Origin of the sequence: Aquabacterium sp. (assembly GCF_049274795.1) — a bacterium.
Lineage (GTDB): Bacteria > Pseudomonadota > Gammaproteobacteria > Burkholderiales > Burkholderiaceae_C > Aquabacterium.
Map to the genome: position 1 here is coordinate 73997 of NZ_JBASTH010000038.1, position 13652 is coordinate 87648.

At 67.1% G+C, this 13652-nt stretch carries 11 protein-coding genes; 6 read left to right on the forward strand and 5 right to left on the reverse strand.

Annotation, left to right across the window (positions count from 1 at the left end):
* Positions 1 to 72: 72 nt before the first annotated feature.
* The 4 genes from WAQ08_RS06300 (at position 73) to WAQ08_RS06315 (ending at position 4954) form a co-directional block, all read left to right on the forward strand.
* Complete coding sequence (locus WAQ08_RS06300) at positions 73 to 1275, forward strand: 3-oxoadipyl-CoA thiolase (RefSeq protein ID WP_422190086.1); 1203 nt, start codon at positions 73 to 75, stop codon at positions 1273 to 1275.
* A gap of 68 nt (positions 1276 to 1343) precedes the next feature.
* On the forward strand, positions 1344 to 2531 hold the full coding sequence (locus tag WAQ08_RS06305) for an acyl-CoA dehydrogenase (protein ID WP_422190088.1): 1188 nt from the start codon (positions 1344 to 1346) through the stop codon (positions 2529 to 2531).
* A gap of 52 nt (positions 2532 to 2583) precedes the next feature.
* Complete coding sequence (locus tag WAQ08_RS06310; RefSeq protein WP_422190090.1) at positions 2584 to 3780, forward strand: acyl-CoA dehydrogenase family protein; 1197 nt, start codon at positions 2584 to 2586, stop codon at positions 3778 to 3780.
* A gap of 13 nt (positions 3781 to 3793) precedes the next feature.
* Positions 3794 to 4954 carry an acyl-CoA dehydrogenase family protein gene (locus WAQ08_RS06315; RefSeq protein ID WP_422190092.1) on the forward strand — a complete coding sequence of 387 codons (1161 nt, stop codon included), beginning with the start codon at positions 3794 to 3796 and terminating at the stop codon, positions 4952 to 4954.
* A gap of 107 nt (positions 4955 to 5061) precedes the next feature.
* Here WAQ08_RS06315 and WAQ08_RS06320 read toward each other — a convergent pair whose 3' ends face one another.
* The gene (locus WAQ08_RS06320; RefSeq protein ID WP_422190094.1) at positions 5062 to 5907 is read right to left on the reverse strand and encodes an MBL fold metallo-hydrolase; all 846 of its coding nucleotides are present in this window, start codon (positions 5905 to 5907) and stop codon (positions 5062 to 5064) included.
* Positions 5908 to 5985: 78 nt separating this feature from the next.
* Here WAQ08_RS06320 and WAQ08_RS06325 point away from each other — a divergent pair, with 78 nt between their 5' ends.
* Complete coding sequence (locus tag WAQ08_RS06325; RefSeq protein ID WP_422190096.1) at positions 5986 to 6723, forward strand: pseudouridine synthase; 738 nt, start codon at positions 5986 to 5988, stop codon at positions 6721 to 6723.
* Between the two features lie 179 nt (positions 6724 to 6902).
* Positions 6903 to 8522 carry a carboxylesterase/lipase family protein gene (locus tag WAQ08_RS06330; protein ID WP_422190098.1) on the forward strand — a complete coding sequence of 540 codons (1620 nt, stop codon included), beginning with the start codon at positions 6903 to 6905 and terminating at the stop codon, positions 8520 to 8522.
* 65 nt (positions 8523 to 8587) lie between these two features.
* Here the strand turns inward: WAQ08_RS06330 and WAQ08_RS06335 are convergent, their stop codons facing one another.
* The 4 genes from WAQ08_RS06335 to clsB all read right to left on the reverse strand — a co-directional run bounded on the left by WAQ08_RS06335 (position 8588) and on the right by clsB (position 13647).
* Positions 8588 to 9877, reverse strand: coding sequence for a diguanylate cyclase domain-containing protein (locus WAQ08_RS06335; RefSeq protein WP_422190100.1), 1290 nt, complete (start codon positions 9875 to 9877; stop codon positions 8588 to 8590).
* Positions 9874 to 11106, reverse strand: a complete 1233-nt coding sequence (locus WAQ08_RS06340) for a GGDEF domain-containing protein (RefSeq protein WP_422190102.1) — start codon at positions 11104 to 11106, stop codon at positions 9874 to 9876. The genes WAQ08_RS06335 and WAQ08_RS06340 overlap by 4 nt, the downstream gene beginning before the upstream one ends.
* Before the next feature lie 190 nt (positions 11107 to 11296).
* On the reverse strand, positions 11297 to 12361 hold the full coding sequence (locus WAQ08_RS06345; RefSeq protein WP_422190104.1) for a lysylphosphatidylglycerol synthase transmembrane domain-containing protein: 1065 nt from the start codon (positions 12359 to 12361) through the stop codon (positions 11297 to 11299).
* Positions 12358 to 13647 (reverse strand): cardiolipin synthase ClsB, encoded by a 1290-nt coding sequence (clsB, locus tag WAQ08_RS06350; RefSeq protein WP_422190106.1) that lies wholly within the window; start codon positions 13645 to 13647, stop codon positions 12358 to 12360. Before clsB ends, WAQ08_RS06345 begins: the two co-directional genes overlap by 4 nt.
* Positions 13648 to 13652 lie beyond the last annotated feature (5 nt).

Below are 13652 nucleotides of genomic sequence, written 5' to 3' on the forward strand. Positions count from 1 at the left end.
GTCTTTCGATGTTCTGCAATGCAGAACTTGATGCCGATTCTTAATTGTTTCTGCACGCGATGAGGACTTTGTATGCTGAATGCGTTTCTCTATGACGGTCTGCGCACCCCCTTCGGGCGCCACGCAGGCGCGCTGGCCCCGGTTCGTTCTGACGACCTGGTCGCCGAGGTGATCAAGGCCCTGGTGGCCCGTTCTCCCTGGAAGGCCGAGCAGATCGAGGACGTGATCCTGGGCTGTACCAACCAGGCCGGCGAGGACGCCCGCAACGTGGCCCGCAACGCCGCCCTGGCCGCCGGCCTGCCTGTGAGCGTGCCCGGCCAGACGGTCAACCGCCTGTGCGCCAGCGGCCTGGCCGCCGTGATCGACGCGGCCCGCGCCATCACCTGCGGCGAAGGCAGCCTGTACCTGGCGGGCGGCGTCGAGAGCATGAGCCGCGCACCCTTTGTGATGGCCAAGGCCGAATCGGCCTTCAGCCGTGACATCAAGGTCTACGACACCACCATCGGTTCGCGCTTCCCCAATCCGCGCGTCACCGCCGAGTACGGCAACCACTCCATGCCCGAAACGGGCGACAACGTGGCGCACGACCTGGGCATAACCCGTGTCGAGGCCGACACCTTTGCTGCGGCCTCGCAGGCCAAGTTCGCCAAGGCCCAGGCTGAGGGTTTCTTCAAGGGCGAGATCCACGCCATCGACGTGCCCACCGGCCGCAAGACGCCGCCGCTGCACGTGGACACCGACGAGCACCCGCGCGCTGAATCGACGCTGGAAACGCTGGCCAAGCTGCGCCCGCTGTTCGAGGGCGGCGTGGTCACCGCCGGCAATGCCTCGGGCATCAACGATGGCGCCGCCGCGGTGCTGATCGGCAGCCGCGAGATCGGCGAATCGGTCGGTGCCAAGCCGCTGGCGCGCCTGGTGTCGGCCGCTGCTGCGGGCGTGGCCCCGCGCGTGATGGGCCTGGGCCCGGTCGAGGCGATCCAGAAGGCCGTGGCCCGCGCTGGCCTCACGCTGGCCGACATGGACATCATCGAGATCAACGAAGCCTTCGCCAGCCAGGTGCTGGGTTGCCTGAAACAGCTGGGCGTGGCCTTCGACGATCCGCGTGTCAACCCCAACGGCGGTGCCATCGCCGTGGGCCACCCGCTGGGCGCCTCGGGCGCGCGGCTTGCCCTGACCGTGGCGCGGGAACTGCAGCGTCGCCAGGGCCGCTACGCCGTGGTCAGCCTGTGCATCGGCGTGGGCCAAGGGCTGGCGCTGGTGATCGAGCGCGTCTGAGCGCCATCCCGCACTGCCATTGCTGTATCCGCCCGCATCTTCAAGATTCCCTGAGAAAGACACACACCATGAGCTCGTCCGCCAAAGCCGCCTTCCACTGGGACGACCCCTTCATGCTCTCCGAGCAGCTCACCTCTGAAGAGCGCCAAGTGCAGCAGGCCGCATTCGACTACTCGCAAGGCTGCCTGTTGCCGCGCGTGCGTGACTCCTTCCGCAACGAACAAACCGATGTCGCCATCTTCCGTGAGATGGGCGAGTTGGGCCTGCTGGGCGCCACCATCCCCGCCCAGTACGGCGGTGCCGAGCTGAACTACGTGTGCTATGGCCTGGTGGCCCGCGAGGTGGAGCGCGTGGATTCGGGCTACCGCTCGATGATGAGCGTGCAGTCGTCGCTGGTGATGGTGCCCATCAACGAGTTCGGCACCGAGGCGCAGAAGCAGAAGTACCTGCCCAAGCTGGCCAGTGGCGAGTGGATCGGCTGCTTCGGCCTGACCGAGCCCGACCACGGCTCCGACCCCGGCGGCATGATCACCCGCGCACGCAGCGTGGCTGGTGGTTACGAGCTGACCGGCGCCAAGATGTGGATCACCAACTCGCCCATCGCCGACGTGTTCGTGGTCTGGGCCAAGAATGATGAAGGCAAGATCCGCGGCTTCATCCTGGAAAAGGGCTGGAAGGGCCTGAGCGCCCCGGCCATCCACGGCAAGGTGGGCTTGCGTACCTCGATCACGGGCGAAATCGTGATGGACAAGGTGTTCGTGCCGGCCGAAAACGAGCTGCAGGTCGAAGGCCTGAAGGGCCCCTTCACGTGCCTGAACAGCGCACGCTACGGCATTGCCTGGGGTGCCATGGGCGCGGCCGAGTTCTGCTGGCACGCGGCGCGCCAGTACACGCTGGACCGCAAGCAGTTCGGCCGCCAGTTGGCCGCCAACCAGCTGATCCAGAAAAAGCTGGCCGACATGCAGACCGAGATCTCGCTGGGCCTGCAAGGCGTGTTGCGCCTGGGCCAGATGAAGGACCAGGGTATCGCTGCCCCCGAGATCACCTCGCTGATGAAGCGCAACAACTGCGGCAAGGCCCTGGACATCGCCCGCGTGGCGCGCGACATGCACGGCGGCAACGGCATCAGCGATGAATATGGCGTGATCCGCCATGTCGTGAACCTGGAGGTGGTCAACACCTACGAAGGCACGCATGATGTGCATGCGCTGATCCTGGGCCGTGCCCAGACCGGCATCCAGGCCTTCAGCGCCTGAGTTGCGCCTGCTTCCGCCCCCGCTCACGTTCACACAGAGACAGGACCACCCGATGGATCTGCAATTCACCCCCGAACAAGAGGCCTTCCGCCAGGAGATGCGCACCTGGGTGCGCGCCAACCTGCCAGCCGACATCTCGCACAAGGTGCACAACGCCCTGCGCCTGAGCAAGGACGACATGCAGCGCTGGGCCAAGATCCTGGGCGCCAAGGGCCTGCACGGCTACGGCTGGCCCAAGGAGTTCGGTGGCCCGGGCTGGGACGCCATCCAGCGCCACATCTTCGAAGAAGAATGCGCCATGGCCGGCAGCCCGCGCATCGTGCCCTTCGGCCCGGTGATGGTGGCCCCCGTGATCATGGCCTTCGGCTCGCCCGAGCAGCACGAGCGCTTCCTGCCCGGCATCATGAGCGGCGAGGTGTGGTGGAGCCAGGGCTACAGCGAGCCGGGATCGGGCTCTGACTTGGCCTCCGTGAAGACCCGTGCCGAACGCCAGGGCAACAAGTACATCGTCAACGGCCAGAAGACCTGGACCACGCTGGGCCAGTACGGCGACTGGATCTTCTGCCTGGTGCGCACCAACAGTGAAGTCAAGCCGCAGGCCGGCATCTCCTTCCTGCTGATCGACATGACCTCGCCCGGCGTGACCGTGCGCCCCATCATCACGATGGACGGCGAGCACGAGGTCAACGAGGTGTTCTTTGACAACGTCGAAGTGCCGGCCGAGAACCTGGTCGGCCAGGAGAACCAGGGCTGGACCTACGCCAAGTACCTGCTGGCCCATGAGCGCACCAACATCGCCGATGTGAACCGCGCCAAGCGCGAGCTGGAGCGCGTCAAGCGCATCGCCCGTGCCGAAGGTGTCTATGACGACGCCCGCTTCCGTGACCAGATCGCACTGCTCGAAGTCGACGTGATCGCGCTGGAGATGATGGTGCTGCGCGTGCTCAGCGCGGAGCACGGCGGCAAGAAGGCGCTGGACGTGGCCGGCCTGCTGAAGGTGCGCGGCAGCGAGATACAGCAGCGCTACAGCGAGCTGATGATGCTGGCCGCCGGCCCCGCCTCGCAGGTGTTCCTGCAGGAGGCGATGGAAGCCGGTTGGCAGGGCGACCAGTTCGCCGGCGGTTTCCCGGGCGGCAACATCACCTCGGCCCCACTGGCGGCCACCTACCTGAACTACCGCAAGACCACCATCTACGGCGGCTCCAACGAAGTGCAGCGCAACATCGTGGCGCAGACCCTGCTGGGCTGAAAGGCAAGACACCATGGATTTCGATTTCACTTCTGATCAGGAGCAGCTGCGCGACGTGGTGCGCCGCTGGGTGGACAAGGACTACGACATCGAGCACCGCCGCGCGCTGGTCAAGGCCGGTGGGCATGCCGGTGCCGATTCAGGCTCCGCATGGCAATCGCTGGCCGAGCTGGGCCTGCTGGGCCTGGCCGTGACCGGCGAGCACGGCGGCATGGACATGGGCCCCGTGGAGGCGATGGTCGTGATGGAAGAGCTGGGCCGTGGCCTGGTGATCTCTCCGTATGCTGGTGCCGCGCTGATGGGCGCTGGCGTGCTGCGCGATCACGGACCTGCTGAGCTGCAAGCTGCCTGGCTGCCCCGCGTGGCCGAAGGCACGGCACGCATCATTCCCGCATTGCAGGAGCGCGCTGCGCGCTACCGCCTGAACCATGTCAGCGCGACCGCACAGCAAGGTGCTGACGGTGCCTGGCGCGTGAGTGGTGTCAAGAACCTGGTCGCCATCGGCGGTGACGACGGCGTGGCTGAAGCCTACGTGGTGCCGGCCCGTGTGAGTGGTGCCGTCGATGCGTCAGAAGGCATCGCCCTGTTCCTGGTGGAGCGCGGTGCTGCTGGCCTCAAGGCCCAGACCCACGCGCTGCTCGATGGCTCACGCGCGGCCGAGCTGACCTTCGACAATGCCCCCGCCGCATTGATCGCCAAGGACGGCTTCGCGCCGCTGGAGCACATGGTCGACATCGGCATCGCCGCGCTGTGCGCTGAGGGTGTGGGCGCGATGGAAAGCCTGCTGGCGCTGACGGTGGAATACCTCAACACCCGCAAGCAGTTCAACGTGCTGATCGGCAGCTTCCAGGCCCTGCGCCACCGCGTGGCCGACATGAAGATGCAGCTGGAGCTGGCCCGCTCGATGAGCTACTACGCCACGCTCAAGCTCACGGCCCCGGCCGCCGAGCGCCGCCGCGCGCTGTCGCAGGCCAAGGTGCAACTGGGCCAGTCGATGCGCTACGTGGCGCAGCAGGCCGTGCAACTGCATGGTGGCATCGGCGTGACGGAAGAGTACGCCGCCGGCCACTTCTTCAAGCGCCTGACGGTGATGGAGCTGAGCCTGGGCGATACGCTGCACCACCTGGGCGAGGTGTCCGACCGCATGCAGGACAGCGCGGGCGTGTTCGCCTGATGCTGTCTCGTCTGCACTGATGTCCATGTGACCAGCGCAGACGCCGGCCTGGATCCGGCTGATCCAGGCATGTAGCGCGGCCATAAGCACGCGCCAGGCGCCCGGGTTCAGGCCGCCGCCATCGCGGTGCTGAAAGGCTGCTCCAGCGCCTGCAATTCCACCGGGTCGTGCGCGCAGAACAGCGTTACCTCGCGCCCGTGGTCACGTTTGAGCTCACGCAGCCGGCGCTGGTTGTCCAGGCGCTGCGGGCCGTTCATCTGCACCAGTGACTGGAAGATGCGCAGGCCGACAGGGCAGTGCGGATCAGCCTCCAGCTCACCGCGGAAGAAATACGCATCTCCGCAGTGCAGCAGCCAGCCACTGCCGGTGCGCACCGCCACCCCGACATGGCCGCGCGTATGGCCAGCCAGCGGTACCAGCAGCACTTCTTCATCGGTGTCCGGCAGGGCGCGCACGGCGTCGAAGCCCAGCCACTTTTCACCCTGCACGCTGTGCGATGCCCACTGCGGCCCGTGCGCCCATTGCGCCGGGATGTAGCGGCTTTTCTCGTGCAGGGTGGGGCGCTCCAGCGCAGCCTTCAACTCGGGCGCATGCACGTGTACCTGCGCCTGTGGGAAATCGCCCAGGCCCCCCGCGTGATCCAGGTCCAGGTGGGTGGGCACAATGTGCTGCACGTCGTTCGGATCCAGCCCCAGCGCGCGGATCTGGTGCAGCGCGGTTTCGTCCATCAGCAAACGGGGCCGCACCACGGCGTTGAAGGCGGCGCCCAGCCGTGAGGGGTTTGCCACATCGGCCGTGCCCAGGCCGGTGTCCACCAGGATCAGGCTGTTGCGCCCCTCGATGAGCAGGCAGTGACAGCACATGTGGCCTGGCGCCAGCCAGCCGCCTTCACCGTTGATCAGGCGGCGCCCCAGGGGGCACATGGAGCCGCAATTGAGGTGGTGAACTTTCAACGTGCGGCTCCGCGCTGTCGTGGGGGGGCCATCATCGCAGCACAATGGCGTTTTTGCCAGAAAGCCTCAGGCCCCGCCATGCCGCCCCGTTCCAGATTGCCCGCCGGCCACGCGCCGCTCAGCCAGATCCTCTTCGCCCAGGGCTTCGGTGCCCGCCGCGAGTGCGACGGCCTCATCCTCAATGGCCTGGTCAAGGTGGATGGCACCGTGGTGGATGACCCCGATGCACCGTTCATGGAAGACCGCCTCTCGCTGGAGATCGAAGGTCAGCCCTGGGTGACGCATGTCAAGGCGCTGGTGATGCTGCACAAGCCGGCCGGCTATGAGTGCTCGCTCAAGCCCGGCGCCTGGCCCGGCGTGCACAACCTGTTGCCCGTGGCCCTGCGCCGCCGGGGCCTGCAACCGGTGGGCCGCCTGGACCAGGACACCACTGGCCTGCTCCTGATGACGGACGACGGCCCGCTGCTGCACAAGCTGACCTCGCCCAAGCACCACGTGCCCAAGGTGTACGAGGTGACGTGCAAGCACCCGGTGAGCGACAAGCAGCTGCAGCAGTTGCTGGCCGGTGTCGTGCTGGACGACGACCCGCTGCCCGTGAAGGCCGATGCCGCCGAGCGCGTCGACGCCATCGGCGAGACGCACCTGCGCCTGACCCTGCTGCAGGGCAAATACCACCAGGTCAAGCGCATGGTGGCCGCCGTGAGCAACCGCGTGGAAGCCCTGCACCGCAGCAGCATCGGCCGGCTGGTGCTGCCCGAAGACCTGGCGCCCGGCCAATGGCGCTGGGTGGAAGACCCCGCCATCGTGCTGCCCTGATTTCCCGAGATGTGAATCGGCAAACATGGCATAAATTGCAAGTTACAAGCTAAACCGTGACTTATTTCACGGTGGTGCGGCGAAACGATTTGTAGGGAGACATCAAGCCTGGTGGGGCCTTGTCGATGATCCGTTTGGCGTGGTTTCACACGTCACAAACAGATCACAAGGAGTCCATCTTGAACAGAGTCAGTTCTCGTGTCGTCAAGCCCTTGTTGGGGGCTCTCGTTTCGGTCAGCGCCCTGTGGCTCGGAACCGCGCAAGCGGTTCGGGCGCAGACCACGGTCCAGGTTGATCAAGGCTGGCTGGCGGGCCAGTCGGTGTCCGGAGTGCGGCAGTTCCTGGGCATCCCCTATGGGCAGGCGCCCGTGGGGCCCTTGAGATGGAAGGCGCCGCAGCCAGCACCGGCCTGGGTGGGCACCCGCAGTGCCACGCAGTTCGGTTCGGCCTGCCCGCAGTACCCCGGCCTGTTCGCGCAGGCCTCGGTGGATGAAGACTGCCTCAGCCTGAACGTGTACGCACCGCCGGCGCCTGCCCATGGCAAGCGCCCGGTGATCGTGTGGGTGCACGGCGGGGCCTTCCAGGTGGGCACGGGCAGCCAGTACGACGGCAGCATCATGGCCCTCAAGACCGATGCCATCGTCGTCACCATCAACTACCGCCTCGGGGCGTTCGGCTTCCTGACCACCTCCGGCATGGGCGGGGAAGGTCCGGGCGTGAACTTCGGCCTGCAGGACCAGTGGCTGGCGCTGCGTTGGGTCAAGCGCAACATCGAGGCCTTCGGTGGCGATGCGGGCAAGGTGACCATGGCGGGTCAGTCGTCCGGCGGCACGGCGGGTTGCCTGGCGCTGGCCTCGCCCAAGGCGCATGGCCTGTTCGAGCGCGTCATCATGCAGAGCGCCTCATGCGGGATCGCCTCCAAGCCTTTGGCCACAGCACGCGCCTATGGCGATGCGCTGGGTGATCGCCTGGGTTGCGCCGCCGGCAGCGGGCAGATGGCCTGCCTGCGCAGCAAGTCGGTGGAGGACATCCTGGCCGTGTCACCGGTCTATGAGGACTCGGTCACCAAGTTCGACATCTGGTCGGCCACGGAAGATGGCGTCACCCTGCCGATGGCCCCGCTCAAGGCCATGGCGCTGGGCCGCGTCAACCGTGTACCCGTGATGGTGGGCGCCAACCGCGATGAAGGCCGTGGCTTCATCCTGCCGCTGTTCCACCTGGGCTATGGCCGTGTGATGACGCAGGCCGACTACGACAGCGTCGCGGGCTACCTGCTGGGCAGTGCCGCGCCGGTCTACACCAGCCTGTACAGCGCGGCCAATCTGGGCAGCGTGGATGTGGCGGCCTCATCGCTGATCACCGACAAGGTGTTCAGCTGCGTGGCACACCGCATGGCGCGTTCCCTGTCGCGCGTGACGCCGACCTACGCCTTCGAGTTCGCCGATCGCACCGCGCCGCAGTTCGCGCCCGATCCCTTCATCGACTGGCTGGCGTTCCATGGGGGTGACCTGCAGTACGTGTTCCAGTCGACGGTGGCGGGCATCCCGCAGGATCCGCTCAATGCCCAGCAACAGGCCTTGGGTGATCAGATGCTGCGCTACTGGAAGGCCTTCATCACGACGGGCAACCCCAACCACACGGTGGGCCCGGCCCCGCTGCCCACCACGCCCTGGCCGGCCTTCAACGGGCTGACATCGCCTGTCCAGCGGCTGCAAGCCACCGGGGTGAGCACGCTGGGGATCGGCGCCTTCCAGGCGGAGCACCGCTGCCTGGCCTGGTCCCTCGAAGGGTTGTTCTGAGCGTTGTTGAAAGCACCTGGCTGAGCCCGGCCTGCGCCGTGGCTCAGCCCAGGTGCTGTAGTGACTCAGCCCAAGTGCTGTGTGGCCACGCGGTTGCGACCGCGGTGCTTGGCGTGGTACAGCGCCTGATCCGCGGCCTCGACGAGGGCCGCGCTGTCACGTGTGGGTGTGGCCTTCGACATGGCCACGCCCACGCTGACGGTCACCACCGGGGCGGTGTCTGACGCGCCATGGGCCAGGCCCAGTTGTTCAACGGCCTGGCGCATGCGCTCGGCGGCCTGGGTGGCCTGCGCCGCATCGGCCTGGGGCAGCAGCGCAATGAACTCTTCGCCGCCGTAGCGGGCCACCAGATCGGTCGGTCGACGCAGGCTCTGGCTCAACGCCTGGGCCACCTGCTGCAGGCACAAATCACCGGCCTGGTGCCCATGATGATCGTTGTACTTCTTGAAGTGGTCCACATCCACCAGGATCACGGCCATGGTGCTGCCATCGTGGGCGGCGCGCCGCCAGGCGTGTTCCAGTGTTTCCTGGGCATGGTGGCGGTTGAAGACGCCCGTGAGCCCATCCACCCGTGAGATGCGCTGCAGCTGCGCATGCACCCCGTCGAGCTCCTGCAGCAGATGGCGACGGCGCAGCGACAGCAGGAACTGCCGCCGCTCATCACGCTCCAGCGCGTAGTTGGCGACCAGGGTGAAGAAGGCCGTGGCCAGCAGCACCGTCATCAAGGGGGGCAGCAGGCGGGGCTCCGGTGCGGCGATGTAATGGGCGCACCACAGGTGCATGGCCATCACGGCCGCTGATGACGCCATCGCATACCAGAAGCGCTGGCGCTGCACCACATTGCTGTAGGCCAGCACCACCAGGAAGCCTGCGTGGTAGAAGACCCGCCCATCGCTCTGCGTGATCGACAGGATGTAGGCCACGGCCGCCGCAGCGCACAGGCTGCTCATCAGCACAATACCTTCGATGAACCACATGGGCAGTTGCCGGATCACCCACTGGAAGCACAAAGCGGCAAAGCCCAGCACCAGCAGGAAAAGCGGTGTGAACAGGCCCAGGCGTACCTTCACGGCCTCCTGCAGCACATCGGGGGCGACCAGCCAGTCTGCCACCAGAAAGCCATTGAAAACCAGCAGCGAGAGGGCGCCGCTGACCAGCAGGTGCCGAAGGCGCTGCGCCGCGCCATGCTGCTGGAAGGCACGCTCCATCCTGGCCGGGAAGCGCATCCACGGAAATCCCCGGGCCAGGAGCTGGGCGGCGAGCGCGGCATCCGGGTGCTCCGGTGAGGCGCTCGGATGGTGGGCGGGTGGTGGTGTGCCTGCGCCCAGGCCTTGATCCATCGGGACGGCGCTCATGGCATGGCCTCCAGCGGGGCTTCGGGCTCGGTGGCCACCACTCGGTTGCGGCCTTGCGATTTGGCCTGGTAGAGCGCCGAATCGGCCGCGGCGATCAAGGCTTCGGGTGACGCCACCTGTTGCGGCGCGCATGAGCTCACGCCCACGCTGAGCGTGACCTGGCGGCTGCCCACAGCCCCCTCGTGGGGCAAGGCCAGTTCCTGCACGCCCAGGCGCACCCGCTCTGCAGCGGCCATGGCCTCAGGCAGCGGGGCATCGTGCAGCACGGCCACGAACTCCTCGCCGCCGAAGCGGGCCACCAGGTCACCGGGGCGGCGTAACTGTCGGCGCAGCACGGCGCCAAGCTGCCTCAGGCAGGTATCGCCTTGCGGGTGGCCATAGTGGTCGTTGTAGGCCTTGAAGTGGTCCACATCCATCATCAACAGGGCGATGGCGCGCCCGCTCTGGCGGGCTCGCTGCCACAGCTGGGCCAGGAACTCGTCGAAGTGGCGGCGGTTGGCCAGGCCCGTCAGCGCGTCGGAGCGCGACAGGCGTTCAAGCTGGTGGTTGGCGCGGTTGAGCGCCTGCACCAGTTGGTGCTCCTGCCCCTGCATGAGCCAGTTGGTGCGGTCCTCATGCTCAAGCACGTAGCTGCTGTACAGCGTGAAGAAGGCGGTGGACACCAGGATCAGCGACAGCGCGAGCATCACGTTCCACTGCGGCGCCTCCAGCAGGAACAAGGAGCCGAAGAACATGCCGATCACCAGGGCATCGATCAGCAGCGCCTTCCAGAAGGGGGTGCGGACGATGCTGCCGTTGAAGAGCAGCACCATGACCAGGGCCATCAGGTAGGGCGGTGCCAGGTGGTCGGTGCTGTTGAGGCACAGCACGACGTTGATGCTGGCGGCCAGCACGCTCATGCCCACCACGGACCACTCACGCCAGCGGGGCGTGAAGTAATCGCTGAGCAGCAGGCCGACGATGTTGATGCCGGTGAAGAAGAACACCCGCAGCCCGATGGCCAGGCCCATCTGGTCGGGCACCATCATCCAGTCGGTGACCAGCAGCAGGTTGAACATCACCACCAGCCACAGGCCGCCACGCTCCAGCGTGCGGCGGCGCTCGGGGGCCTTGTCGCGCTGGTAGGCAGCCTCAAGCGAGGGTGAAAAACGCAGCCATGGATAGCCCTGCTTGAGGGCCTGGTCCAACTGGGCCTTGAAGGGGTCTGAAGGCTCGCCCGAGCCTTGCATGAACAGCGAATCACCCCCGTCCGAAGGTATCAGTCGGTCGGGGGGGGCTAAAGGGGCATGGTCCGTTGGGCGATGGGTGTGCACCCTCGGAGTATCGGCTGGCCCGCATCAAGATGTAGCGATGGCCCCGTTGCAACGGGACGCATGGCCGGTAAAGGCTGTCAAACAGGCCGATGGCGTGATGGATTGCTCAGTCGGCGCGTGGCTGCGCGGCGCCGGTCTGCGCGCGTGGCGCACGTGCCTCGATCAACAGATAACCGCCCGTGGCCAGCAGCAGCGGCAGCAGGTAGTACAGGGCCCGGTACACCAGCACGGCGGCCAGCACCGTGGCCTCCGGCAGGCGCGAGGCCAGCACAGTCACGAACACGGCCTCGACCACACCCAGGCCGGCGGGCAAGCGGGCCAGCACGCCGGCCACCGCGGCCACCAGCGAGGTGCCCAGGACCAGCCCGAAAGGCACTTTGCCTTGCAGCAGCAGGTACAGCATCGTGGCGATGGCCAGCCAGTTCAGGCTGGACAAGGCCAGCTGGACCAGGGCCATGCGCAGGCCGGGCAAGTGAACCTCATGCCCCCTGACGGTGAAGCTGCGCCGGCTGGACCAGCCGCACAGGGCCAGGTAGCCAGCCACCACCAGCCACAGCGCCGCACCCACCGCCTGCAGCACGGTGCCACTCACATGCCAGTCGGCCGGCGGGCTGATCTGGCGGAACAGGAACACGCCCCCTGCCAGCAGGCCATAGCCCAGCCAGTTGGTGGCCACGCTCATGCTCAGGATGCGGCCGATCTGGCCGCCGCGCAAACCCAGGCGCGAATAGAGCCGATAGCGGATGCCCAGGCCGCCGACCAGCATGCCCAGGTTGAGGTTGAAGGCATAGCTCACCGCCGTGACCGACAGCACACGCCACCAGGCCAGCTTGTGTCCGATCCAGGCGCGGCCGATCAGGTCATAGGCGCTGTAGAGCAGGTAGCTCAGCAGCGACACACCGGCGGCCATGGCCATCACATCCACCGGCATCGACTTCAGAGCCTGCAGCACGGCCTGCCAGTCCACCCGGCGGGCCGCCCAGGCCAGCATGCCCACCACGGCCAGCGCGAAGACGACGCCCAGCCAGCGGGTCCAGGGCTTGGTGGGGGAGGCGGCGGTTTGGCTGCCTTCTTCGGCCCCCGGCTCATCGGCCCGGGCTTTGTGCTGGGAGTGCTGTTGCGCGCGCGGCGAAGGGCTGCGCAGGGCCAGGGGCAGTGGGCGGGCCATCATTGGGAGGCCCCGCGAGGCATCAGGCGGCTGGGACTCAGCCGCCGCCAGGACCAGGCCTTGGCCGTCTCATCGGCCGGTGCACTGGCCACCACCGAAGTCTCGGCCATGGGCAGCACCTTGGGGCGGTGATCAGGCAGCTGCGCCATCCATTGCGGGAAGTGGCGCACCACGTGGTAGACCAGCGCACCCACACCCAGGCGCCACCACCATCGGCGGGCCACGGTGTGTTCCATGCGCACGTGCACACAGCTCTCCTGGATCAGGCGCATCAGCTTGTCGCGCAGGCTGGCGTTGAAGGCCGTGTCGCGGATGACCAGGTTGGCCTCCAGGTTCAGCGACAGGCTCAAGGGATCGAGGTTGCTCGAGCCGATGGTGGCCCAGTCGTCATCGACGAGTGCCACCTTGCCGTGCATCGGGCGGTCGCAGTATTCGTGGATGCGCACGCCGGCTTCGATCAGGCGGTCATAGACCATGCGGGCTGCCCAGGTGGCTGCGGCGATGTCGGGCTGCCCCTGCAGGATCAGGTGCACACGCACGCCCCGCTGCGCCGCGCGCTGCAGGCTCTTGAGCAGGCGGTAGCCGGGAAAGAAGTAGGCGTTGGCGATGATCACCTCGTGCTTGGCCGCCTGCAGGGCCAGGCGGTACTGGCGCTCGATGTCGTCGCGGTGCTTGTGGTTGTCTCGGGTCACCAGGCGGGCCTGGGCCTCGCCTTGCGGCGGGCAGGCTTTGGGGGCCAGGGCCGGCAGGGGCTGGTGCGGCCAGCGCTGGCCGACGGCGCTGGCCACCGTGCGCTGGGCCTCCAGCCGCAACTGCTCCACGATGGGGCCGCGTGCCCGCACGGCGTAATCCTGCTTGGCCTCGGGGCCGAAGTCGGCCAGGTGGTCGGCAGAGTAGTTGATGCCGCCAATGAAGCCCACTTGTCCATCGACCACCACGATCTTGCGGTGCAGCCGCCGGAACAGCTTGAGGCGGCGGGAGATCTTGGGTGCGGGGTCGAACACGTGCAGCCGCACGCCTGCCTCGATCAGCGGCTCGACAAACTGCGTTGACAGCGACGGTGAGCCGAAGCCATCCACCGTGACGTCGATGCGCACGCCGCGCTTGGCTGCGCGCAGCAGCACCTCGTGCAGGGCCAGGCCCACCTTGTCCTCGAACAGGATGAAGGTTTCGATCAGCACTTCATGCTGTGCGCCTTCGATGGCCTCGAACACGGCGGGGAAGAATTCCTCGCCGTTTTCCAGCAGTTGCAGGTCGTTGCCGCGCGTCCAGTCGGCGGGGCGTTGCATAGGGG